Annotated in this window: 14 protein-coding genes; 9 read left to right on the forward strand and 5 right to left on the reverse strand. The window is 56.8% G+C overall.

Annotated features, from left to right (window positions below; translation table 11 throughout):
- Nucleotides 1–291 precede the first annotated feature (291 nt).
- Nucleotides 292–3,996 carry a TonB-dependent receptor gene (locus tag OHL23_RS11535; RefSeq protein WP_263352032.1) on the forward strand — a complete coding sequence of 1,235 codons (3,705 nt, stop codon included), beginning with the start codon at nt 292–294 and terminating at the stop codon, nt 3,994–3,996.
- Between the two features lie 142 nt (nt 3,997–4,138).
- The gene (locus tag OHL23_RS11540; RefSeq protein WP_263352033.1) at nt 4,139–5,335 is read left to right on the forward strand and encodes a potassium channel family protein; all 1,197 of its coding nucleotides are present in this window, start codon (nt 4,139–4,141) and stop codon (nt 5,333–5,335) included.
- A 7-nt stretch (nt 5,336–5,342) separates the two neighbouring features.
- Here OHL23_RS11540 and OHL23_RS11545 read toward each other — a convergent pair whose 3' ends face one another.
- The 4 genes from OHL23_RS11545 to OHL23_RS11560 form a co-directional block, all read right to left on the reverse strand.
- Nucleotides 5,343–7,256, reverse strand: coding sequence for a DUF4062 domain-containing protein (locus tag OHL23_RS11545; RefSeq protein WP_263352034.1), 1,914 nt, complete (start codon nt 7,254–7,256; stop codon nt 5,343–5,345).
- An 18-nt stretch (nt 7,257–7,274) separates the two neighbouring features.
- A complete protein-coding gene (locus tag OHL23_RS11550) occupies nt 7,275–8,882 on the reverse strand; it encodes an ATP-binding protein (protein WP_263352035.1) in 1,608 nt (535 codons plus the stop codon).
- A gap of 11 nt (nt 8,883–8,893) precedes the next feature.
- Entirely contained in the window at nt 8,894–10,297 is a 1,404-nt protein-coding gene (locus tag OHL23_RS11555; RefSeq protein ID WP_263352036.1) for an aminopeptidase, read from the reverse strand.
- A gap of 609 nt (nt 10,298–10,906) precedes the next feature.
- On the reverse strand, nt 10,907–13,009 hold the full coding sequence (locus OHL23_RS11560; RefSeq protein WP_263352037.1) for a sigma 54-interacting transcriptional regulator: 2,103 nt from the start codon (nt 13,007–13,009) through the stop codon (nt 10,907–10,909).
- Between the two features lie 350 nt (nt 13,010–13,359).
- Here OHL23_RS11560 and OHL23_RS11565 point away from each other — a divergent pair, with 350 nt between their 5' ends.
- From OHL23_RS11565 to OHL23_RS11580, 4 genes are all read left to right on the forward strand, one after another.
- Complete coding sequence (locus tag OHL23_RS11565; RefSeq protein WP_263352038.1) at nt 13,360–14,646, forward strand: radical SAM protein; 1,287 nt, start codon at nt 13,360–13,362, stop codon at nt 14,644–14,646.
- Between the two features lie 178 nt (nt 14,647–14,824).
- A complete protein-coding gene (locus tag OHL23_RS11570) occupies nt 14,825–16,597 on the forward strand; it encodes a hypothetical protein (RefSeq protein ID WP_263352039.1) in 1,773 nt (590 codons plus the stop codon).
- A 262-nt stretch (nt 16,598–16,859) separates the two neighbouring features.
- Nucleotides 16,860–20,567: a BadF/BadG/BcrA/BcrD ATPase family protein gene (locus OHL23_RS11575; RefSeq protein WP_263352040.1), complete on the forward strand. Its 3,708-nt coding sequence runs from the start codon at nt 16,860–16,862 to the stop codon at nt 20,565–20,567.
- 6 nt (nt 20,568–20,573) lie between these two features.
- Nucleotides 20,574–21,686 carry an ABC transporter permease gene (locus tag OHL23_RS11580; protein WP_263352041.1) on the forward strand — a complete coding sequence of 371 codons (1,113 nt, stop codon included), beginning with the start codon at nt 20,574–20,576 and terminating at the stop codon, nt 21,684–21,686.
- 515 nt (nt 21,687–22,201) lie between these two features.
- On the opposite strand, the gene OHL23_RS11585 is transcribed toward OHL23_RS11580, so the two are convergent.
- Nucleotides 22,202–23,110, reverse strand: a complete 909-nt coding sequence (locus tag OHL23_RS11585) for a LysR family transcriptional regulator (protein WP_263352042.1) — start codon at nt 23,108–23,110, stop codon at nt 22,202–22,204.
- A 541-nt stretch (nt 23,111–23,651) separates the two neighbouring features.
- Here OHL23_RS11585 and OHL23_RS11590 point away from each other — a divergent pair.
- The 3 genes from OHL23_RS11590 to OHL23_RS11600 all read left to right on the forward strand — a co-directional run bounded on the left by OHL23_RS11590 (nt 23,652) and on the right by OHL23_RS11600 (nt 25,783).
- The gene (locus tag OHL23_RS11590) at nt 23,652–24,056 is read left to right on the forward strand and encodes a nuclear transport factor 2 family protein (protein ID WP_263352043.1); all 405 of its coding nucleotides are present in this window, start codon (nt 23,652–23,654) and stop codon (nt 24,054–24,056) included.
- A 117-nt stretch (nt 24,057–24,173) separates the two neighbouring features.
- Nucleotides 24,174–24,749 carry a cysteine hydrolase family protein gene (locus tag OHL23_RS11595; RefSeq protein ID WP_263352044.1) on the forward strand — a complete coding sequence of 192 codons (576 nt, stop codon included), beginning with the start codon at nt 24,174–24,176 and terminating at the stop codon, nt 24,747–24,749.
- Entirely contained in the window at nt 24,746–25,783 is a 1,038-nt protein-coding gene (locus OHL23_RS11600; protein WP_263352045.1) for an FUSC family protein, read from the forward strand. The genes OHL23_RS11595 and OHL23_RS11600 overlap by 4 nt, the downstream gene beginning before the upstream one ends.
- Nucleotides 25,784–26,282 lie beyond the last annotated feature (499 nt).

A 26,282-nucleotide genomic window follows, 5' to 3' on the forward strand; every position in this document is an offset into this window, starting at 1 on the left:
GTAAACTATTGATACTTCTGACATTTCGCGCAAGTTTGCCTGCGATCCTGAGTGCGCGAATCTGCCCTCGAAGAATCTCGCTCTCACGGCGCTCCGATGTGGCAGCTTGACAATCGTATACGTGGAATACTAAAACGATTAAATTACGCGGTTCTATGGAAATTAAGGTGTACGTAGATCGACCATTTTCCCTCCCCGTAGATAATTTGGAAGTTTAGAACGGCGGTCTTCCCTCGCTCGCTTGGGCGTTTGGGGGTTGGCGAACTCATAACAACTTAGTAAGGAGTCCAGATGTCACGACGTGACTACTTCCCCCTAGCGCGTGTCGATCTTCTCGGTAGAGTACTGACCGAGAAACGGCTAACATTTTTCGCAATCCTATCTCTCTTTCTTATTCTCCCTGGCGTCTTGCTTGCCCAGGTCACCACAGCGACTATCAGCGGAACGGTTCAAGACTCCAGCGGAGCGGTGGTCCCGAATGCGGACATCCTCCTGGAAAACATCCTGAATCACGACATGCGCACAGGCAAGAGTGATGCCGCAGGTGTCTTTGCCTTCCCTTCTGTCCCCTCCGGCGACTATCGGGTCACCATTACCGCGGATGGCTTTGAAAAATACACCGCCACCAACATTCACCTTGATCCAGGCGATCAGCGAGCCCTGCGCGACATTCACCTCGCGGTCGGAACCGCAACCCAGTCGGTGACCGTAACCGCTGACACACAGATCAACACCGACTCCGGCGAGCAGAGCGCTCTGATCGACTCAGAGCAAATTCAGCACCTCGCCATTGAAGGCCGCGACGTAACAGAACTTTTCAAGACCCTGCCCGGTTTCGCCATTACCAACGGAAGCACCGGCACCAGCAACTATGCCTACGATCCGTCGCAGGTGTCTGTGAACGGCGCGCTCGGCAGCTACGCCGCCAACGGAACCCCATTGAATGGCGTAGCGCTGCTCACCGACGGAGCTGATATCACCGACCCCGGTAACTTCGGCGCGGCCATCCAGAACGTCAACTATGAGCAGGTCGCAGAAGTGAAGGTGCAAACCTCCAGTTTCACCGCCGACACGGCCCATGGTCCGATCGTTGTCAATGCGGTCGGCAAGTCTGGCGGCGACAAGTTCCATGGCTCGCTCTACACCTTCGCCCGCACCAACCAGCTCGACTCCAACGACTGGATCTCGAACTACACCGGCCAACAGAAGGCTCCGGACCGCGAAGTCTACCCCGGCTTCACCTTCGGTGGTCCAGTGGTGATTCCGCACACCAACTTCAACAAGGACAAGCACCTCACCTTCTTCGTCGGTGCGGAAGACTACGCGCAGCGAAATGTATACGCTTACGGCAACGCCAGCAGCGCCGTACTTACAGCTCTGGTGCCGACCGCTGGAATGCGCGCCGGTGACTTCAGCGCCACCCAGTTGCAGCAGTTCCTCGGTTCCAGCTATCAGCCGATCGGCAATGGGTCGATCTGCCAGGGCGGCAACTACCAGGCTGTCTGCGCCATCCCACAGACCGGCCCGAACGGCTCCGCGCTACAGAACGGCCAGATCACAAACATCGACAAGAACGTGCAGGCTCTCCTTGGCACGCTTCCTCTGCCAAACACTCCCTCTACCGGCACGTACAACTGGATCACCACCAACCTCATCAACAACGATTTGTGGGAAGCCCACGCGCGTGTCGACGACCAGATCAGCCAGAAGCACAAGCTCTTTATCGTCTACACCAAGGAAGCCGGCGCGTCCGGCGTACCGCAGGTCGAGTACTACTCGCCGCGCGGCACTTTCGGCGGAACGAATCTGCCTGGCGGCGGCATGAAGAGCACCATCAATTCCGAGATCGGCTCCTTCAACTTCACCAGCATCCTCAGCCCTACCATGACGAACGAACTCTATGGCCAGGGCGCGTTCCTGCTGCAGGACTTCGTAGCGGATAATCAGAACGCTCTGGACTCGTCCACCATTGGTTATGGCTATAACGGCATTTACAACAACCATGACCTTCAATTCCCTGGCCTGGAAGACTACTCAAACCTGCCCGTCAACCTCACCCCGGACACCTCCTACGGCGGCATCTATGCCAAGAAGTGGATTCGTGGCGGCGGCGACAACTTCACCAAGCTCATCGGTACGCATACCGTCAAGATCGGCTTTTTCACCGAGTTGAGCAACAACAATGAAGTGAACGCCTTCCAGAATCCAAATGGCACCATCAACAGCATCGGCTTCACCACCAACACCTTCCAGGACCCGGTCGCGGGTTTGGTTTACAATACCGGCCCCACCACCGGCGACGGCACCAACGCCGGTAACTCCATTGCGAACTTCCTCGAAGGCCACGTTAACACCTTTACCCAGCAGAACATCAACATCGCGCCCGATCTCTACTTCTGGAACCTCTCCGGCTACGCTGAGGATCACTGGCGCGTAACCCCAAGGCTCTCGGTCGACATCGGCCTGCGCATCGAACACCTGACTCCCTGGGAAGACACCCGGAACGAGGGCATACCGGTCTGGGAACCGAGCAGCTACAACTCGGGCCTGTCGCCGCTGCCAGGCTTCCTCTGGCACGGCATCGATCCCAGCATTCCCAAGGGCGGTCTCGCAACGCGCGCGGCCTTCTTTGAGCCGCGTGTCGGCCTGGCGTGGGATCCTCGCGGAAATGGCTTGACGGTTGTCCGCGCAGGTTATGGAGTCTACCGTGCACATGACTCTTTCAACGACGCCACGACAGGCATCGCCACCGCTGAGGGCGCTCGTACCGCGACCGTCAACAAGGAGCTGCTCTCCACTATCAGCCAGACACAAGCGCCCGTCTCCGGTGGTCCTGCCGCTTCATTCCAGGACACCAATGCGTATGGATTCACACCCAACGACAACGAGCAGCCGCAGGTCTATACCTACAATGCTGCCGTCGATCAGAAAGTGCCCTTCAACACCACCTTCGAACTCGCCTATATCGGAAATCGCTCCGACCATCTGCTGGACGACGGCTCCAATGGCGCGGTGATTCTCGACGATCAGAACGCTCTGCCCATCGGCTCGCTCTACGGCGGCAACATCCCGACCCAGGTAGGCGCGCAGACTGCCGCAGTTTCGCAGCTGAGCACGCATCAGATCGATCAGTACCGAGCGTATCCCTTCTATCAGCACATCGAAGCCGAGCGTCACCGGCTCTATGCCAACTACAACGCACTCCAGACTTCCTGGTCAAAGCAAGGCGGACCACTCCGCTTTAGCGTCAACTACACCTTCTCGAAGGCTCTCGGTGTACTCGGCGCCTATGCGAACGGCAATCCAGCCGACCCCATCAACCTTCGCAACGACTACATGCCGGAAGACTACGACCGTACGCACATCTTCAACGCGAACTATTCGTACGACTTTGGCAAGCTCACGTCTCGCCGGTATATCAGCCAGCTCACCAACGGCTGGCAGATCTCCGGCATCACGCAGATTCAGAGCGGCCAGAGCGCACAGTCCATTCTCAGCCCCAACTTCGGACTCACCGGCAGCTTGAACCAGACCACCAACCTGACCCCTGTGAGTGCGCAGGCTCTGCTTGGCACACCGGACTACCTCTTGATGCCGAATATCACCTGCAATCCGGCAATTGGCGTGCTTCCCAATCAGCGCATCAACGGAAACTGCTTTCAACTGCCTGCCTCACCCGGCGTCCAGGGCCAATACCGCTATCCGTACATCCACGCACCAGCCTTCACGGACTCCGACCTGACCGCGACCAAGGATTTCCGCATTGGCGAGTCAAGCAACCTCCAGTTCCGCGCGGCTGCGTTCAATTTCCTCAACCATGCCAATTCAAGTTTCTCCAGTTCCGACAAAGTCGGCAGCGAGACCGCTCTCAACCTCAGCAACACCTTGAATGGCGCCACCGAGCAATCGGCCAAGGATAGTAACTCCGAATTCGGCGTCGTGCCCTTGCGCGCGGGCCGCCGAATCATGGAACTGTCTCTTAAGTACACCTTCTAACCCGGCAGCAATTGCTGCTCTCTACGCGGAGGCCGTTCCCTGGCCTCCGCTTTTTTGTGCTCCTTGCAGCAGGAAGCATGGGCTGGGATACAGTGAATAAGAGAAGTGATGCCAATCAGTGGCATTAAACCCGGAAGACACCATGCGAATCGTTGCGATGATAGTCGGTATTGTCTGTCTCTTTGCCGGGCTGCTGGACGCCTTCCAGACCATCATTTTGCCCCGCCGCGCCACGGGCCGCTTTCGCCTCACCCGAATTTTCTTCGTCGCAACCTGGAAGCCCTGGGTCTTCTTTACCAAGCGGCTTCACGATCCCCGCAAGCAAGAGACCGCTTTCAGCTATTACGGACCAATGTCTCTGATATTCCTGCTGATCATGTGGGCGGGCATGTTGATAGTGGGTTTCGCCCTTATCTTCTACGGCCTTGGCAGCCCCTTCACCGACCCGACGCAAGGGTCCGGATTTCGATCCGATCTTTACGTAAGCGGAACCACCATCTTTACGCTGGGGCTGGGAGATGTCGTTCCGCGCAGCGCCTGGGCCCGCGAACTAATCATCATGGAAGCCGGAACCGGCCTCGGACTTCTCGCCGTCGTCATGGGGTATTTCCCGGTCTTATACGGCGCGTTCTCCCGTCGCGAAGTGAGCATATCGCTGCTGGACGCCCGCGCTGGCTCACCGCCCACAGCCGCGGAATTATTGCGCCGCCATTCCTACGAAGGCGGAGATAGCGCCCTGTCTCTGCTTCTGTTGGAGTGGGAACGCTGGTCCGCAGAGCTGTTGGAAAGCCATATCTCGTATTCCCTGCTCTGCTATTTCCGCTCGCAGCATAACAACCAAAGCTGGATTAGCGCTCTGACCTCAGTGCTGGACACTTCGGCATTGCTGATTGCAGGCGTAGAGGGCCGCGAAGCGCGTCAGGCCCAACTAACCTTCGCCATGGCCCGCCACGCGCTCGTAGATCTGTCACAAATCTTCTCGCTTGCCCCGGTCAACAATGCGCCCGACCGGCTTCCCCCCGAACGTTACGCCCATCTCTACAGTCTGCTCTGCCAAAGCGGTGTAAGCGTCTGCCGCGACGGTCACTCCAGCGAAAGGCTACGGGAGATGCGGGCGCTCTACGAGGGCTACGCCCAGGCGCTGAGCGACTATCTTTGCATGCCTCTGCCGCCGTGGTACGCAGACAGGCCTCGCAAAGACAACTGGCTATCCGTGGCAAAACTCCGCGCCCAGACCGAGGAGGCCAGCCATTCCCACGAGCGAGACGCGAAAAACCCGACATTTCCGGACGAGCCTCACCCTTTGGCCACGCTCATCGACGATCATCACGATTTCTAAACGCTTTTCACAAAGAGATCTTGTCGGGATCACCAAGGTCCACATAAACCTGACGGGCTAAGTCGCTGATATCTTTGAACTCGTACACGACATCCCGTTTGACCCTGGCCAGAAAAGCATGCAGTTTCCTCAATTTTTCTGGATCTTTTTCAACGTGTGATTTCAAGACTGCATAATCGTCACTGGCGACATAACATAACACGGTCTTGTTCTGACGCACGGCTTCGTCATATTCCAATTCGGTCATCGATACGCCGCTTGAAGGGTCTTCTGTCCCATATCGCAAAGCAAAAATTCCTAGATAAATATCCGCTCTGCGCACCTGCTCTCGAATAAAGTCGGGTGTTCTCGCAGAAGCCGCACCGAAATTTTCCATTCCGCGAAAGAACAGGTCTCGCCGCTGGATCTCATGCATGATGTAAGCCCGATGATCCTCCAGATCGAGAAAGGTCGAAGATACGAACACCTTTTTGGGAGGAGCAGTCGGAGGATGTGTTAGCACATAACGGCCTAGCTCACGGAGAACTGTTTCCTCGATCTCATCGCAGAGCCCATCCAAAAACGCCATCCACAGTTCAATGCGCTCCATCGAACTGATCGTTGCGAACAGGGTGTTGGAAGGCTGACTCGCAACACTTAAGACGGAACCATTGCCCTTCCAGGAAGAGATGGTCGAAATTCCCCCTCCCTTACGCAGCAGAACAGTATCGATCTTGCCTTCATTTAGCAACGCGACACGCTCATCATCGAGCACCGAAGTCAGTCCCACAGGTTGTATGCCGCCTTCCAGCAACTCGAATGACACTCGAGTCCCCGATTCCCGGCAGGAGAGATAGAGAGCGCAGTCATCGCCAACAATGTTATCCCAGGCCCTTCTGAGCGCCCTTAAAGTTGCATCCACGGAACGGCAATGCTTTACCTCGGTCCGTAGTTCCCTGAGCAGCGTCAGTTCAGGACTTGTATTCGGTGTTCTGGAAGCTTCGAACAGCAACTTGCGAACCAGCCCGTTCCGGAACTCAGGTTTGTGAGTATGCAAGGGATCGACACAGATGGCGCCCGCCCTTTGGTACTGGCAAATATCTTCTGTGGCATTGGGGATAGCGACGATTCGATCTTCAAGGAGATTGTCAACCGTGGTCCGGAACTCTTCATCCAGTTGATAGAGTTGAACGGGGCGCAACAAGCAGTGGATATGCGTCGCATCTCTCAAGACGGTACGGACGCTGTCCTCAACCGACGCCTGGGTAATTTCAGCCGGTATGTGGTCTATTAATAGTTTTAGAAACGGCTCTTCTCCTCGGGTCAATTCGCAAAGCAGGCTGACCGTAGCGTCATCGGCCGTTCTTCCAACATCGCGCAGATAGCCCCGGATAATTGCCGGAACATCCAGCGCCATATCCGGAAGCACATGCAGCGCGAATTGCAGATTGGGCGAACCATGCTGCCGTCGCAGCTCGTATATGCTTATAATCCCTGCAAGAATCCAGCGCAGCCGCGACCATGCGGGTTGCGACGGTGCATAGGTTTGTATCTCTCTCAGCGTGGCGACAAGGCTCCGGGCATTTTGGTCACAGAGCTCTTCGGCGTGATCCATTGCGACCAGCACGTTGCCTTTCGATTTGGTAAGGGCTGCCTTGAGAATCTTAGTGAAATCCAGCCGAGGAGCCCGAGTCTTCCATATACCGAATTGGTGCTGGCGGAACTTTTCAGCAAGCCATTCGTAAAACTCATCTTCTTTGTAGATCTCGCGAGCGCCTCTCAGATCGATATGGATTGTTTTCCAGCGCCGCTCTTTGGCCTCATCGATCGCGGCTCGAAGCAACTCGGATTTTCCCGATGCAGCGGGCCCCAGGAGCGCAACGAACAACGGGCGTTCGCGGTTTGTCTTGTACAGGAAGTCTAGTCGCCGCTCGGAAATCAATTGGGGGCCTCCTCTGGTTTACGGTCTGACGGCCGAATATGCAATTCCTGACTCGCGGGCGAGTTCATCCGGTGTAGGCACCCGGGGCCCAAGCTGCTTCTTCGCGCGTGTCAGTAGCGTGTCGAGGTTCTCTTTCTGGCAAAAGCGTGCTAATTGCGGCGTTGCAAAGCGGTAAACTCCCGATGGACCCTCCTCTACAAACGAGCCGGTGGTCAGATTCGTGAGTAACAGCTCAATCATCACATTGGAAATACCATATCCATACGCGGACAGTACTTGTTCGATATCGTCTATGCGGAACTCGAAACTCTTGGGGTCCTGGTGACCAATTCGCTTCATCATCTCCAGGCAAATGATCTGCTCCGTGGGCGTCGAATTGGAAAAGAATGCCTGAAGCACGGTCCTGCGAAACTCGGGACTGCCGTTGACCGTGTGTAGCAATTCGGCCGGAGACGGTGGCCGCTTCTTCTCCTCAAATGCTTCGATGACCGCTGAACAGTACATCTGGATCAGTTCCGGCTGACCACGAGTTTCCTTATAGATTGTCCCCTGAAGATCGGGCGGTATATCAATGCCCATGCGCAGCAGGGGCTCCGAGATCATCTCCAGCGATTCCTTCTGAAGCAGCGGACCTAGTTGCTGCTCGGGGGCGAAGTTGTAGAGCGGGCTCTTATGAAGCGTGCGCTCTCGCATCAAGTAGCGAAAACCGGCGATGACCACATAGCACCCGCTTCGTTCGATAACGGTTTCCCGAAGCAGGTGGGTGAATTCGTATCCATTCTCGGCATCACGCGCGAGAAACTCGTCATACTCGTCGATAAAAATCACGATCTGCACCTGGTTTTGTTTAGCAAAGTTATGCAGTAGCTGCGGCATGCGAAGAACGAACCGGGGCGCAATCGCGCCATACTTTGCCAGGTTCTTTGGGATTCGCACTCCGATTTGATCGAAGATGGCATAAACCGCGTCCCATGTGCTTCTGCACTTACTGCCGTATAACTCGGCGATGCAAAGCGTCTTGGCGTCGTAAAGATCGTTCAATCGATCTTTTATTTCCTGCATGCAGGAGGTCTTGCCGATACGGCGATTGCCAACAATCGTGGTATTGCGCAAGGTTTTACCAGTAAGGATATGACCGAGAATCTTCTCCCGGCCAAAGAAGCCGGATCCCGAGACAGTGCTTCCAGGAAGATAAGGAGACAGCGTTAAATAGCCTAGGGACTTTGCCAGGGCGCTACCCAGTACACGATATTTGGTCGTGTTGTCTCTTGCTTCAACAAAATCCCGGATTGTTTCGCTATCAAGAATAGCGATGGAACGACGCCTGAGCTCATCCGAGGCCAGGTCACTCGAAACTGGTCTGTCGGTCAGATAAGCCATAGGACCGTTTATCCCTTTCGAATACTCGATGAGCTTCGTGACAAGTTCGGTCGTCGACAGCGAACCCCGCTCCGGAGCTAACTGCAAAAATGGGGTATAGAGTTTCAGATTCAGCTTAAGACGTCTCAGGTCATGGGTGTGGACCGAGAATGGAACCTCCGAAGAAGGTTCATTTACGGGGCGATTTCGCCTCAGTTTGGCCTCCTGGAGTGTCTGGAGGAACTCCGCATGTTGTGAGCTTGCCATGTCCACACCTCTTAAATTTTGTCCTCAGCGTCCAAGCATTCCAAGGTACGATGATTCGCCAGAACAGCGATTAGACCTCGAAGCTGCGATATATCCGCGAGTCCGGTTCGCGAATGCCACTGTGAATACAGCTCAAGAAGAGAGATCGTATCGGGATAAGGTGGAATCTGCGGCCATAACAGGCATAGAAGCCTGCCCACATCCGCGTCCCCGATGGTGTAACTGCAAATACGTTGCCAGCCCACGTCCCTCTTCACACGGAAGCGCTTATTCTTTGTGGGAGAGGCATGAGCGCTGGATTTCGCGATCCGGAACTCGGCTGGAAGAAGGTCTCCGAGTTTGGGCAGTGAAGCGGTCGACTCCCGCCAATGACTTGGATCGAGAACAAATTGTCCCGAGCGCAGGATCGGATATCCGTCGATGGTCAAATCTGGATTCCACGCGACAAGGTCTTCGTGTAGGTTCGATTTCAAGGTCCCGCCGTACATCTCGTTCGCGCCCACCGCTATGTGCAGAGTACCGCTCATCTTTTCGTCGAACAATGGATCCCCGGTGAGCTCATGCAGGTCGTCATTCACACCGATTCCTAATTCCGCCAACTGGATCAGAGGACGCGAGCCGGCAACCTTCTTCCATTGAAGCAATTGAGTCAGGTCTTTCACGCCCTTCTCGGGCCCCTGGATCTCGATGAGTTCTCCGGTCTTGAAGGTAAGCAGAAGAGGATCGCTTCGGTCCACAACCGTACCCCGAAAGGCTCCGTTCAGGACGAATTTTCCGTGAGCCCGTTCTTCGAGGGGAGCAATGAAAGTCTCGCCGCCCGGTATGTTACCCCACGTCCCAAGCTGCAGGATGCCTGTACTTGTGATCGGCGGACGCGAGTAACGACCCAGAAACACATGGAGCGACTGCCGTCCGCACCACGTGTCCTTATCTCCAGTGACGAGTTCGGCATGGTCGCCGACCATCATGGCGGCAGCAAGATCATTGCATCTACGCTCTGCCGCTTTGTAATCGATATTGACGCCATACTCGAGCAGTCGCGGTGTGGCATTGGGTACGACCGCGACATAGCGAGTCATGTCCACGGAGCATTCGAAGAGGCGGCGGCGGTATGGTGCTGGCGTGGATCGACTACCGAACGACAGGATTACTGCTCGCGAGGCCTCAATCGCTTCTTCATCCTCGTCAGAAGGGGAGTCGGAATCCTCCGTTTTTGTGTGCATCGTCTTGGAGACAAGACGGCGATCGGCGAGTATGTTAAGCCGTTGCGCAGCGGCGCCAATCGCGTCTGCGAATTCGAGGGTTTCAGCGTCACAAAATATCGTAAGTCGATCACCAGCGCTAAGTGGGATACATTCCGTCAGTACTCTGTCGGCTCCCTTGCGGATCGCCTCACTCTGTTTCTCAGACTTCAAAGGTTCCCTCCGCGATACAGACCCTCAAACTTCGCGCTCAATAAGAAGAAAACATACATGGTTCCGCATGGTTTTGGTAGCAATCAATCTGATCTGCGGTAAGAACACTAGATTGCCATCACAAGACTGTAAAAAACAACAAAAAATCTATCGCCCTCGAATAAGTGATCGCATATGTCGGCTCAAATCCAGCAAGCTTCAGCTCTGCTTCCATTTTTTGGCCAACTTTCCCGGGAAATGTTCCCAAGCTTTGAGCTAGATCTCTCGCATTGACGACAGTTCCATGTGACTGCTTAAGCGAAGTCCAACGCATATCCACCCCAAGCCCTCATCTTCGCTCGATCGTAGATCACGATGGAGCAGTGCCTTTGACTTCCAACACAACTCGATGCTGACCTTAAACCCCACCGCTGGTCAGGCAAGCACACCATAAATCCCTATCGCAGCCAGACATAGCGCGAAGATCAAAAACGTCGATGTCAGGGGAATTGGAACCAGGTCTTCGCGGTTGTTACGCCGACCAGATCCGTCACAGATGCGATTGAAAGAGGCTGTTTCTATCATGCTTGCGAGGACATCGCGCACTGGCTATCTCACCCGCACGGCTTTCTACCGCCGGTCTGGCCGCGCAATTCCCAGCTTGCGCATTCGGAACTGCAGCGTAGGACGCTTGAGTCCCAGCCTGGCCGCGGCTCCATGTGGACCGGCAAACACCCAGTTTGTCTGTTCCAACACCGCCAGGATATGCCGCCGCTCCATCTCTTCCAACGTCCCACCGCCGTTCGTGCCGCTGTTCTCCGTGACCCGCGGTTTCAGGTCCGACATCGCCACCCGCAGAGCGTGGCCCGGCGACAGGATCACTGCGCGCTCGATCACGTTCTGCAGCTCCCGGATATTTCCCGGCCACGGATAGCGCAACAGCGCCTCCATGGTCTCCGACGAGATCGTCTCGATCGGTTTCTGCATCAGCCGCCCAAAATGCCGCACAAAGTGCCGGATCAGGAACGGAATATCCTCCGGCCTCTCCCGTAGCGGTGGCACATAGATCGGAAATACATTCAGCCGATAAAACAGATCGCTGCGGAACTTCTGGCTCTCCACCATGGCGTTAAGATCGCGATTGGTCGCCGCCACCAGCCGCGCATCCGTATGCAGCGTGCGCGAGCTGCCCAGCCGTTCGAACTCCCGCTCCTGCAGCACACGCAGCAGCTTCGGCTGCAGCTCGAGCGGAATCTCCCCCACTTCATCCAGAAAGATCGTCCCGTCCGAAGCCAGTTCGAAGCGTCCGATCCGCTGCGCAATCGCTCCCGTAAACGCGCCCTTCTCGTGGCCGAACAGCTCGCTCTCTAAAAGCCCTGTCGGAATCGCCGCGCAATTCAGCTTCACAAAGGGATGGCGGCAGCGCCCGCTCAGCTTATGCACCGCCCGCGCAATCAACTCCTTCCCGCTACCGGTCTCGCCGTAGATCAGCGCCGTGGAGTTAGTCGGCGCCACCGCTTCTACCTGGCGCAGCACCCTCCGCAGCACCGCGCTGTTGCCCACAATCTCTTCAAAATTCAGCTCGCTGCGGATCTCATTTTCCAGATATAGCTTCTCCTGCGCCAGCTTGTGAGAAAGCTCCGAAATCTTGCGGTACGATAGTGCATTATCCATTGCAATCGCCAACTGCCCCGCGATCTGGACCATGAAATCAACATCCTGCTGAGTAAACGAGTGCTTGCGCAGCCGCCCCACCGCCAGTACACCCAGCACCTGTTCCGAGCGAACCAGCGGAAGCAGACACAGCGCCGTCAGTCCCTCCTGTAGCGCTAGTTCGCGCCCCAGGTGCTTCTGCGAATCCCAGCGGATATCTCCCACCCAGGGCTTACCGCTGCGAAACACCTGCGCCGCTAAACCATCCTTCGCTACCCCCGTGCCGGGCCGGATATATCCTTTGCCATCGGGAAAATCCAATGCATACACCTCCGGAGCCCCGCTGCTTCCCGTCGGCAGTATCAGCGCCACGGCATCGAGCTGCATCACGTCGCGAATATTCGGCGAAATCGCCCGGATCACATCCTTCAGCTCCAGGTTCGACGCCACGCTGTTGTTCAGGTCCAGAATCAGCCGCAGCTTTGTCCGCTCGTTCTCCAGGGCCACGCGCGCCGTTTCCGAAGCCACGAAGTTCAGCTGCGCATCCAGCGCCAGTGAGATGCAATGCGCCGCAGTCTCCAACAGTGACACTTCCTCTTCAGAGAAGGCGTCCTCAAACGACCGGCCTACCCCGATCAGCCCCAGCCGCCGTGCCTTCGTACTCAGTGGAACCATGCATACCGACCGGTCGCCATTCGAACGGAACCAGTCCATCGCATCCGGCGCATCCGGAAACCGGGTCTCATTCGCAATCGACGGAATCACGAGCGGCCACGAATGCCCGTCCGCCCAGAAATACGCCGACAGCTTCTCCGGTAGAAGCTCGCAAGCCTCCAGCGGCTTCCACCCCTCGCCGTCCACAAACGCGCCCGACGGCAATGGCAACCCGTAATCGTGAACTACCAGGAAAGTCCGCGCGGAAATCAGATTGCGCAGTGCGAAAGGAAGATCACGCAGCAAGTTTTCCGCGTTATCGCACTCGTTCAACCAATGCGTAAAACGCAGGAACGACCCGTCGCCCTCTATTAGCGAGCGGCCGCGATCCGAAATGGATAGAAGGCTTTCGTGCTGCTGTTCCATAAGTGATGGAACCCCGCTGAAAAACCAAAGCCCGGGAGTCGAACATCAAATAGATGTTAATCACGTCCGTTTGGTGGCACCAAATCGAGGACCGCTGCTCTTTTCAGCGGCAAACCCTCGATTCACTAATGCCAGCATGTTGGCATTTGGTCAATTTGCTGGCATTTCATCGTGATTTACACCTGTTGGCGAGCTTGCACGATCCACAACCAGATCAATCACTTGCCATCTCTTCGCTAGTGTTTCCTGTCTGGCAAGCAACTTGCATTGGCTATTCCCGTACACGCAGGACAATAACTTGCCTTGCGCGCAAAGTAAAAGTAGAGGGATACAAACTTCAGGAGGGCCGGATGGCTGTCGAGCAACATTCCGAGCAAACTGCAAATTTCCGTCTCGATGTACCCCTGCATAATCTGCTTACTCACTCTCCCGCGCCGCCCATGGGACTCTATCCCATAGGAGAGCCACAAACCTTCCCCCAACCCGTCTTTCCGCAACGTCCGGAACTCCTGGGCCCCGTCGAAGAAGATCCCGACTGGCGCCCTCCGGAAAAACGCCATTGGAGCCCCGGCCAGATCTACCACGGCATGCAGGGCTGGCTTTTTCCTTACGTCCGCTCCCGTATCACTGCGGGCGACTTCCACCCCCTCATCGCCTATCTCTTCACTGAGTTCAAGTGCAATCTCGACTGTCACTATTGCTGGGCGTTCGACAACAAGGTCAAAGGCATGACCGAAGATACCGCCAGACGCTCCGTTGACTGGCTGCATGGCACCGGCTGCCGCGTCCTAGCTTTCATGGGCGGCGAGCCGCTTCTCCGCCCTGACTTTATCCATAAGATCACTTACTACGCAGCCAAAAATAATTTCTGGATCTATCTTCCGACCAATGCGCGCCTCCTGCGCACCGATGTTATCGACAAACTCGCCGACGCCGGCCTCTCCACCTTCAACATCGCCGTCGACGCCGTAGATCTCAAGCCCGGCCTTCCCAAAGCTCTGGCCCCGATTCGCGAGCAGTTCGACTATCTCATCCGCAAGCAATACGGCTACGGCTACTCCGTCTTTCTCAACATCAATATCTGCCGTAACAATCTCGACGACGTGCGCCAACTTACTGAAATCGCACACGACTGCGGCATCGCTACCGACTACCACATCAACGAATCGCCCCTCCTCGAACAGGACGAGCACTTCAAGCATGCCGCCCAGAACGTCACTTACATCACTCCGGACGACTGGCCGGCTGTGGAAGAAACCATTCAATGGTTGACGGAAAAGCAGGACTCAGGCTATAAAATGGTCAATTCGAATACTCGGCTGTGGCAGATGGTCAGCTTCATGAAAGGCAACCATTTCCCGTGGAATTGCCGCGCCGGGCAGAACTCGATGATCATTCGCGTAGACGGTACGCTTGCGCCTTGTTTTCCCATGTACACGGCAAGCTATGACTGGGGCGTTGTCGGCGATCATAAGTTCGATACCAAACAGCTCGATCACCAGAAAGAAACCTGTCAGACGCACTGTTTTTCGACGCTGAATCACATCCTCGGCTGGTGCTACAACGACCAGCGAGTAATTAAGTACTTCTTCAAACAGCTCGCCCACGGTTTTCAAGGTATGCAGGGCCAGATGTAACAGGCTGCGGAAAGACTATTTCCGGAAGAAGACGCGCTTGATCACGCGGCGATTCCACACTCGGGCCCGCTCCGCAACCTGGATGTAAGTGACATTTTTCCCCGGATGTTCAGGCGGGATCTGTCTGTCGCTTCCCCTCTGAAGATCCTCATCACTGTTCGAAACCAAGGAGAGTTCGATGCCAGTAGAGGAAGTCGTTCAAAAAGACTTTGAAGTTGAGATACAGGCACGCATTGACGCGGAGCGCTCACGTCTGCGCGCCGAGGCTGGCCTGGCCCGCATGCGCGAGTTCAAAAAGCCGGTGGAGCGCACCTTTACCGGCGCCGAACGGGATTATGTCACCATCCTCTTCGGAGGCCTCACCTGGAAGCACGAGGAGATGATCAAGGCTGTCTTCCATGGCAGCGGCTACCGTTGCGAGAACATCCCCACGCCCGTCGTCGCCGACTTCCAGGCGGGCAAGGAGTTCGGCAACAACGGACAGTGCAACCCCACTTACTTCACCGTCGGCAATCTTGTCCGTTACCTGCAAAGCCTTGAAGCTCAGGGCCTCACCCGCAAGCAGATCATCGATAACTACGTCTTCTTCACTGCCGGTTCCTGCGGCCCCTGCCGCTTCGGCATGTACGAAGCCGAGTATCGTTTCGCGCTGCAGAATGCGGGCTTTGACGGCTTCCGCGTCCTGCTCTTTCAGCAGACCGACGGCATCAAGGCGGCCAGCGGCGAGCCTGGCCTCAAGTTCTCCGTCGACTTCGGCATGGGCATGTTGAACGCCCTCAATCTCGGCGATGTCATCAACGAGCTTGTCTATCAGATCCGTCCCTTCGAAGTCACCAAGGGCGAAACCGACCGCGTCATCCAGAGCGCCGTCAAGACCCTCACTGACACGCTGCGCGGGCGTAAGCGCTGGCACATCCTGGAAGCCGCTCCAAAGTGGGCGCGCCCCTATATCGAAAAGAACAAGAAAATTGAAGGCATCGGCTGCACCTTGGGCAAGATCGTCCACAATGTCTATGGCAAGGAATATGTCGGCGCGCTCCATGCCTGCCGCGATCGCATCGACGCCATCGAAGTCGATCGCCTGCGTGTCAAGCCCGTCATCAAGATCACCGGCGAGTTCTGGGCGCAGACCACGGAAGGCGATGGCAACTTCAACATGTTCGCTTTCCTCGAGCGCGAAGGCGCTCAAGTACTCGTCGAGCCCATCGCTACCTGGATCGCTTACATGATGTATGTGGCCAAGGAAGGCGCCAAGGCTCGCGCCTACGCCGAAGCTCTTTATCAAGACCCTAAGTGGTACGAGATCAAGAAGCGTATGGCCAACGAGCTCAAGCTGTTCAAGAAGACCGGTGGTTTAAGCGCCGGCAGCGCCATGTGGACTTACTTCTATCACCGCACCATTCGCCATATGGGCGACACCGCGCATCACCTGATCCCTCAGAAAGAGCTCTCGCGTCTAGCGCATCCCTTCTATCATCAGCTCGCTCGCGGCGGCGAAGGCTACATGGAAGTCGGCAAGAACGTCTACTACACCGTCAACCATCTTTGCCACATGGTGCTTGCTCTAAAGCCCTTCGGCTGCATGCCTTCGACCCAGTCCGACGGCGTTCAGTCACGCGTTGTCAACAAGTTCAAGGACATGATCTTCCTTCCCATCGAGACCTCAGGGGAAGGCGAAGTCAATGCTCACAGCCGCGTGCAGATGGCCCTCGCCGAAGCCAAGGCCAAGGCCCGCGCCGAGTTCGACAGTGTCCTCGCTCAAACCGGGAAGTCTCTGGACGATCTGCGCGAATATGTCGATGCGCATCCGGAGCTCAAGCACGCGCTCTACAAAGTGCCGCATCGTGAAGGTGTCGCAGGCACGGCGGCCCAGTTCGCCGCTCACGTCAGCGACCTTATGAATCGCGATCGCAAATATCATCCGCGTTCCGCCAAAACCCAGGCTGCCTAGCGAGTTGCCGATGTTCCCGATGTCCTTTGTCACGCGCATTGCTTTCGGGGTTTCCTTCGGGCTTCTAGTGCTCAGCGCTTTGGCCGTCGTTGCAGTCGCCGTGCAGCGCGGCAGGCGCTGCGCTCTAGTCGCCCCCAGGAGATCCCCGAAGCAAGCCGCGCGAGAGAACATCCACGTACTCGCCGCATTCGAGCGTCAGAACCACATTAAACGGCCGCCCTTTCTTTCTCATTCAGGCGGCTCATTCTTGAGGGACTAAGCGATGCAGCAATTCTTCGTTGGTTTGGATGTCGGTTCGACCACCGTGAAAGCAATCGTCGTGGACGCCGCCACAGATATCACCATCTGGCAGGACTATCAGCGCCATGAAACGCGTCAGCCTGAGAAGGTGCTTGAGTTTCTGCGCCGCATGGAAGCGGAAACTGGCATCTCGCCCGCCAACACCCGCATCTTCGTCACAGGCTCAGGCGGCGGCACCATCGCCGAGATGATCGGGGCCAAGTTCGTGCAGGAAGTCCACGCCGTTTCCCTAGCCGTAGAAAAGCTTCATCCCGAGGTCTATTCGGTCATCGAGCTGGGCGGTCAAGACGCCAAAATCATCGTCTTCAAAGATGACGAAGAGACTGGCCGCAAGAAGAAGATTCCTTCGATGAACGACAAATGCGCGGGAGGCACCGGCGCTGTCATCGACAAGATCAACGCCAAGCTCAAAATTCCCGTTGCCGAGCTTTCCAATCAGGGTTATCAGGGCATCAAGCTGCATAAAGTCGCCGGCAAATGCGGCGTCTTCGCCGAGACCGATATCAACGGCCTGCAAAAAACCGGCACCCCGCCCAGCGAGCTCATGGCCTCGCTCTTTGAAGCCATCGTCCTGCAAAACCTGAGCGTCCTCACCCGCGGCCATACGCTGCGTCCGCACGTGCTGCTCCTCGGCGGCCCCAACGGCTTCATCCGCGGGATGCGCGAAGCGTGGCAGGCCAACATCCCGCGCATGTGGAAGGAGCGCAAAGTCGAAATCCCCGAAGGCTCCAAGCCGGAAGACCTCATCAAAGTCCCGCAGAACGCGCAGTACTTCGCCGCCCTCGGTTCGGTCGAGTTCGGCAAGGATGAAGACCCTGGCGTAGGCCGTTATCTCGGCACGGAAAAGCTCGTCTACTACATCGACTTCGGCCGCGCCGAAGAGAAAGCGTCAGCCGGCGGCAAAGGCCTCGTCGCCGAAGAGACGGAGTTCGAATCCTTTAAGTCCGCGTACAAGCCCAAGAAATTCATCCCCTTTGACTTCGTCTCGGGCAGCACCGTCTCCGGCTTCGTCGGCATTGACGGCGGTTCCACATCCACCAAGGCCGTTCTCCTCGGAACGGACGGAACGATTCTTTGCAAGGCCTACCAGCTCTCCAACGGCAATCCCATCCAGGACACCATCGAGATGTTCGAGAAGCTGCGGGAACAGGTCGAGGGCAAAGGCGCCGCGATCGAAGTCCTCGGCGTCGGCACCACCGGCTATGCGAAAGACATTCTCAGAGACGTGCTCAACGCCGACGTCGCACTCGTCGAGACCGTCGCCCATACCGAGTCCGCCCTCAAGTTCTACGACGACCCTCACGTCATCGTCGATGTTGGTGGTCAGGACATCAAGCTCATCGTTCTGAAAGATGGCCGCGTCAAAGACTTCAAGCTCAACACACAGTGCTCGGCCGGCAATGGATACTTCCTTCAGTCCACCGCTGAAGGTTTTGGCATGAAGGTCGAAGAGTTCGCCGACATCGCTTTCGCGGCCAAGTCCATGCCCTCTTTCGGCTATGGCTGCGCCGTCTTCATGCAGTCGGATATCGTCAATTTCCAGCGTCAGGGCTGGCGCTCGGAAGAGATCCTCGCCGGTCTCGCTGACGTGTTGCCGAAGAACGTCTTCCTCTACGTCGCCAGCATTCCTAACTTAGCGGCGCTCGGCTCACGCTTCGTCTTGCAGGGTGGCACACAGAACAACCTCGCCGTCGTCAAAGCCGAGGTCGACTTCATCAAATCCAGCTTCCGCGCCAACGGCAAAGTGCCCGAGATCATCGTCCACGAACACTGTGGCGAGTCCGGAGCTATCGGCGCGGCGCAGGAGGCCCTGCGTCTCTGGACCAACGGCAAGAAGACCACATTCATCGGCATCGAAGCCGTCGCCAACATCCGTTACCACACCACCCGCAACGAAGACACGCGCTGCTACTTCTGCAAGAACAACTGCCTGCGCACCTTCATCGATGTGGACGTGAGCGGAGCACAAGACTCCGCCGCAGCCCACGAAGACCGCGCTGCCACACAACAAGAGGTCGCAGCCGTCGCCGCGCAGCTTCCCAGCCTCGAATCCATTCAGGCCAATCTGCCCGCAGCACCTGAAGCTCACGGCTCCTCCTGCAGCACCGGAGGCGGCTGCAGTTCGCACGCGCCCGCCACTTTCAAAGCCAAGGCCGAGCCTCTCGTGCAGATCCAGCTCTCGCCCGGCTCCAGCAAGTCCATAGAACTTCCTAAGCCCGTCGAATTTCAGCCGCGCAAGACCAAAGTTCCGTTGCGCATGGGCGAGCAGCGCCTCATCATAGCCACCTGCGAAAAAGGCGCTGTCGAAGATCTGGACGAGATGAAAGATATCAAGGCCGACATCGACAAGATGAAGGAAGCCAATCCCAACTTTGTCGACATCGCCGCCCGCGATTTCTTTCGCCACCGGCAGGTCGACATCGTGGCCGACCCCATCCCCAGCAGCAAAGGCTTCTTCGTGGCAAAGAGCATCAAAGAGCGCGTGCCGCTCATGGAGCGCCGCAAAGACTTCCGCATCGGCATTCCGCGCCTGCTCAACACCTACAGCTACGCGCCGCTCTTCAATGCCTACTTCGCCAGTCTCGGCCTCAAGTCGGAGAACATCCTCTACTCCGACTACACCACCCCCGAACTCTATCGCGCCGGCGCGAGCCGTGGCGCTATCGACCCCTGCTACCCTTCCAAAATCGGCATAGCCCACGTCTACAACCTGCTGGCCACCAAGCACAACAAAAAGCCCCTCAATGCCATCTGGTTCCCCATGTATGACGTGCTGCACACCCACCTGAGCAACCTCACTGGCTCAAACGCCTGCCCCACCGTCACCGCCACACCCGAAACTGTCAAAGCCGCCTTCACCAAGGAAACCGATATCTTCGCCGAGAACAACATCCTCTATCTCGATCCCATCCTCAACCTACGCGACCGCAAGATCTGCGCCGACCAGATGTACAAAGCATGGGCTCCCATCCTCGGCCTCAGCCGCGAAGAAAATGACCGCGCCCTCGACGTCGGCTTCCTCGCCCTCCAGGCCTGCGAGTCAGAAATCCGCAGCAAGGCTCGCGAGACCCTCGATCAGCTTGAGCGCGAAGATCGCATCGGCATTGTCATGCTCGGCCGTGTCTATCACCACGATCCCGGCCTCAATCACGAGATCATGGAAGAGTTCCAGAAGCTCGGCTATCCCGTCTTCTCGCAAAGCACCTTGCCTCTCGATGAAGACCTGCTCGATCGCCTCTTCGGCGACGAAGTCCGCGCCGGCCTCATCCAGGATCCGCTCGATATCGCCGACGTCTGGAAGAACCGCTACTCCACCAGCACGAACCACAAGGTATGGGCAGCCAAGTTCACCGCGCGCCATCCAAACCTCGTAGCTCTTGAGGTTTCCAGCTTTAAGTGCGGCCACGACGCGCCTATCTACGGCGTCATCGAGGGCATCATCGAACAGTCCGGCACGCCTTACTTCTCCTTTAAAGACCTCGACGAGAACAAGCCTACCGGCTCCATCCGCATTCGCGTTGAGACCATCGACTACTTTCTCCGCCGCTATCGCGAAGACATCATCAAGCGCCGCCGGATCGAAGGCGACATCGAAGCCCAGCTTGCAACCTTCGAACAATCTCTCCGCAGTCAGAGCGAAGAAAACCTCTCGCCCGTAGCCGCCGACTGACCCGGTATGCGTCTACGCCTGAACTCGCTCAACACCTTTGTGCTGGCTAACGTGGCGCATCGGCCGGTCCGCACCATCCTCAGCGTCCTCGCCATCGCAGTCGAAGTCACCATGATCCTCACCCTCGTCGGCGTCAGCTACGGCACTCTCGACGCCACTGCGCGCCGAGCCCGCGGAGTCGGCGCGGATATCATGATCCGCCCACCCGGCTCCTCCATCATCGGGCTCAGCACTGCTCCCATGTCCGATCATTTCATCCCATTTCTGCAGAAGCAGCCTTACGTCGTCCTCGCCATGGGCACCGGCGTGCAGCCTCTCGAAGGCTTTGACACCATCACCGGCCTCGACCTCGACGTCTTCACCAAAATGAGCGGCGGCTTCCACTTTCTGGAAGGCGGCCCGTTCAAAAGCGATGACGACATCCTCGTCGACGAGTACTACGCCCGCGAGAAACACCTCCACGTCGGCGACCCCATCCACCTCATCAATCACGACTGGCATCTGGCCGGCATTTTCGAATCCGGCAAGCTGACCCGCATTGCCGTCAAGCTCTCCGTCCTGCAAGACCTCACCGGGAACCCTGGCCGCCTCAGCCAGATCTACCTCAAAGTCGACAATCCCGATCAAGCCTCGCAAGTCGTGGAGGAGTTGAAGAAGCTCATGCCCGGCTATCCCATCTACACCATGGAAGAGTTCACCTCGCTGCTCACCGTCAACAGCGTAGGCCTGCTGCGCAACTTCATCGCTGTAGTCATCGGAGTGGCCGTCATCGTCGGCTTCATCGTCGTCTATATGGCCATGTACACCGCCGTGCTCGAACGCACCCGCGAGATCGGAATCCTCAAGGCCATGGGCGCTTCTTCCGGCCTCATCCTCAGCCTGCTCCTGAAAGAGATCCTCGCCTTAGCCTGCTCCGGAGTCGTCGCTGGCATCCTGCTCACCTACGGTACGCAATGGACGATGAAGCACCTCGTCCCATCCAGCCTCAATCAGGAAACCGTCTACGTCTGGTGGCCCATCGCCGCACTCATCGCCATCGCAGGAGCGATGCTCGGCGCTATCGTCCCAGTTCTCAAAGCCGTCCGCCAGGACGTAACCGAGGCCCTCTCCTACGAATAAAAGGACAGCGCCAGCATACTTCAAGAACTCGCGGGCACCATTGAACTAACCCTTCATGGGGACGCCCCCTTGATATGGCACTCGCTACATCTCAACACGAGATATGAGGTGCTTCTCATACTTCCGGGCGTGGTGTGTTCTCTTGACCATCCTGCATAATCCGGCCTGAACAATCAGCTTCCCTCTTGTGTCTCCAATTGATAGATCGTCCGAGGAAGACCTACATGCTAGACCTGAACACTCTCTGTGCCCTTGCATGCCTACAGTTCGCGCCCCAAATTCTTGCGCTGGTACGTCGTCCCGGTGGGCTGCAATTTCTTTCGTCGCTCTTGCTTGTGGCCTTGGTTATCCGCCTAGGCGGGAGACACAACTGTCGTCTCTCAAACGTCAACCCTTGAGATGCCTGCACGATGCAGGATGGCCCCTTCAATAAGCGACTGGGGCTGTTCTTGCCAATTGATCGGCTCGCTGAATTACTGGACACGAAACCTCCAGCACTCCAGGGAGAGAGGCTCTTACTTCCGGCTGAGTCCGGGTCTTTTCCGCATCTTAAGGGCCAGTTCAAGAAACGAACGAAGCACAGGATTCTCGCGCTGTGGTGACCAGGCAATCACGAGGTCGATGAATGCCGTGCGATCGGCGAGGGGAACTAGCGCCAGTTCATTATGATGCAAGATGGTCGAACTGCGCACCAATATGGCCACGCCCTCCCCAGCCTCAACGAGCGCGGCCATGCCGGAGCCGACCATCGTTGTAGCCCCTATCCGCGGAGAAAAGCCCGCATCCGCGCAAAGAGAAATCACTTTGTCAAAGGCGAATGGCGAATAATTGCGGTCAGGCAGAATGAATCGTTCGTTAGCAAGTTCGCGTATAAGAATGCTGCGCTTCTTTGCAAGAGGATGACTTTTGAGTATCAGCGCATTCAGCCGGTCCGAATGGAGATGTTCGAAGTGTAAAGTAGCCGCGTCTGATGGTGGCATGGGCCGAGTAAACGCCACATCAATCGTTCCGGCTTGCAAGGCCTTGTAATGCATCGCGGTCGTCATCTCCACCAGTGAAACTTGCACGTCCTGAAAGCGGCGCTTGAATTCTTTGATGATTGCCGGAAAGCATGTCCCAGTACCTCCAGCGAAAAAACCTATGGTCAGAGTCCCGACTTCACCGCGAAGAGACCGCTGCACATTGGCGACAGCACCGTCGGCGAAGGCTAGCACAGTCTTCGCATCCTGCAGGAAGAGCTCGCCGTGGTAGGTAAGACGGATTTTGTGCTTCTCTCGATCAAAAAGAGATGCTCCAAGTTCCTCTTCAAGATCGCGTATCTGTACGCTAATAGCGGACTGGGACACGTGGAGAAGACGAGCCGCTCGCGCAAACCCTCCGTTTTCTGCGACGGCGATGAAATAGCGCAGGTGTCTAAGTTCCATGTGTGACATTCTATCTCACCGCGGTTATCGGTTTTTCCGATAACCCTGCGCGGAACAAAGCGCGATTCTTCTCCATACCGACCCGAATCCATATTGCAATGACGTTTTTCACCGGTGTGTCACTCGGAGAGAGGTAGCTAAGAGGCATTACGAAACAACCGGTTGAGCTTCATGTTCGCAATCGTTAACGAAGTATGGAGGTTCTCCTCCATAAGAATGAAAATAAGCTTCTTAAGCTAACACAAGATTGGGTAGTGGAGATTGATGCCTCAACGATCACTTCCGTATAGCCAATCATCCGCCCAGACCTCTAAGCCAGAGCCTTTCCGCCGGCGCTGCACGCTGAGGGTGTTGGTGGCTTGTTACCAGGTGAAAATACGGTGATGCGTTTTCCTCTTTATATCCGCTGCGATCTAATCCGGAAGGCAATTGGCCCGCCGACGCTGCAACCGTTGCTTCATTTATCGGTGAGCAGCCGCAACTTGGGCGCGTAATCGAAAACGCCCGCAACAAAAATTTCAAAAACAAAGGAGAAACTCTGATGGCAATTACACACGAACGTGTTCGCGAAATCTTCAAAGGGCTGGAGAACGGCGAAGGCTCTGCCTTCTTCCAACACGTTGCTGAAAACGTCGACTGGACAGTAATGGGAACGCACCCTCTGGGCGGTCACTACCTCAGCAAGAAGGCCTTCGTCGCAGGCACCTTCGCAAAGCTGGGGCAGGTTCTTCCTCACGGCGCTCAGCTGCATACCGAGAGCGTGATCGTCGAAGGCGATCAGGCCGTGATCGAGCTTCATTCGCTTGCGACAGCCAAGAATGGCATGCGTTTCGATAATCGCTACTGCTGGGTGGTCGCTTTTCAGGACGAATTGATCGTTCGGGTTCGCGCCTACCTCGACTCGGCCCTCGTCGCGCGCCTGTTCGAGGAGAATCCGATTGCATAATCGGTGAGAACTTTCGTTTCTACGGCGTTCCCGCGTCACGATTCCCGATATCGTGTGGACCGGATCGCGCCTGTCCGCGAGCGCAACTTGCGCTCAATCAATCTGAAAGGAACAGAGATGGCAACAGCATTTATTGGTTTGGATTTCATCAAGGACATCGTTCATCCGGAGGGCAAGATCTCACACACTTCTGCCCCCGCCGCAGAACGCGGCGTAATCGAGAAGGTGAATCGCGCTTTGTCGACCGGGCGCAAAAAAGGATGGTTCACAGTTCTGGTAAAGGTTGGCTTTGCCAAAGGTTATACGGATCAGCCAAAGCACTCGCCGTTCTTTGGACGTCTCCACGAGATTGGGGCGCTCGAGGCGGAATCTTCAGGTATGGAATTTCACCCGGAACTCAAGGCAGAGCTTGCGGATCTGGTGATTGTGAAACCTCGCATCAGCGCCTTTTATGGCACACAACTGGATGCGGCATTGCGGGCACGCAAGATTGACCGGCTGATTGTTGCGGGTGTGAGCACTGCATGGGCGGTGCAGAGCACGGTACGCGACGCGCACGACCGCGATTACGAGGTGTATGTGTTGGAAGACGCCTGCGCCGCTGCGACGGAGCCGGTACATCAGTCTTCCATGGAGCTGCTGGGGTCGATAGCCAGGGTGATCCGGGTGACGGATCTGGTGGAGATTTCGTGATCTCCGCCTGGCGTGATGCGATCGATCTCGATCACGTCGCAGCAACCCGTGCCGTGATCGTACTCACGCCGCTGATTCTGCTGGCTTGGATCTCAGGGGAGGGCATCTGGTTGCGCGCGGCGCTGGTTACCGTATCGGCCTTTATCGCCATGGAGCGTTCCGGACTGGCGCCGATCGGAACTATCCTGCATGGTGCAGCGATCATCGTCTGCTATCTGGCGCTGGTGGCGGCGCAGACTACTGAGCTCTTGTTTATCCTGGGCTGCGTTTTGTTCGCAGCGGCTTCCATCCTCTTAACGGGATGGGATGCTAGGTTACGGTCACTGGGTAACTTCACGTTTATCCCGGCACTCTACCTTGCCTGCGAGACCAAGGAGTGGGAAGGGCCGGGCAATCCGTTGCATCGCGGCATTCTTTTTCTCCCCGCCATAATGCTGGCCATCCTTCCGGTTCTGGTGATGTCGGCATTGGAGCATCGGAAAACTCGTCCGTTGAATGTCAGCCGGCTCTGGCATTTCAGAGCGGTGCTGAGCTGGGCTGAACGTAAAGAACCTTCGCCGTACTTCGAGGCGATGGTCGCGACTGCACTGGCGGTTGGCCTTGCCGCGCACACGGTGATGGTGTGGCGGCTGGATCAAGGGCAATGGATGATCTGGTCAGCCGCGAGTGTAATTACCGGCGAACTCGCCAGCGGACACCTAAAGCTGCGGGATCGGATGGTCGGCGCGCTCGTGGGTGTTCCGGCCGGAATTGGCGCAGGGCTAATACTTCCACACGGCGTCTTCGCGCATGAACTCGCCATCCTCGCAGCGGCTCTGACTTTGGTTGCACTGCGTCCCTATGTGATCGCCTTCGGTCTGCGTTGCGCTTGTGTCACGCTTGCACTGATGCTTGCAGGGTGGTCGCCCATAATGGCCGCGGAGCGTGCTTCTCACGTAATTCTCGGGGGACTGATCGGAATTGCAGTTGTGCACTGCGTGCGAGTTGCTGCAGTACTGGGAAGGCAAGCGACAAGTGGTGTCGAGATAAAATGACGGGGGTTTCGTGGCTACGGCGTGGTTGCACACGACGGGCGTGGACACGGCCGTTCAGGATCGCTGCGTTGCCGTAGGCAATCAGCGATCTCGCGCGAGCCAGCAAGTTAAAAGATTTGCGCGCGTTATCGGCGTTGGAAAAAATGCCAGGATGGAGCCATCCTGGCATACTGAGAAACCAAGTATGGTGCGGGCGGAGGGAATTGAACCCTCACGGCCTTGCGGCCTGCGGATTTTCATACCACTTCGGCTTTCGCCGCCCCGCTGGCGGGTTCGTGGTCTGGACTATACCTTCACCATTCCCCTCACGAGGTTTAGGTGCTGCCCGTCTAGTCTCTACACCTTCCCGGAAGTGCTTCCGGGCTTGGCTCGGGATTGCCATTTCAGGTTTCCCCGACTTTGAGCAGTTCTACGCCGTCGGTTTCCCGATGGGCACTCATGCTTGCTTAAGTCCGCTGCGTCTGCCATTTCGCCACGCCCGCGGGAAATTGGCCACAGC

Origin of the sequence: Acidicapsa acidisoli (genome assembly GCF_025685625.1) — a bacterium.
Taxonomy (GTDB): Bacteria; Acidobacteriota; Terriglobia; order Terriglobales; family Acidobacteriaceae; genus Acidicapsa; species Acidicapsa acidisoli.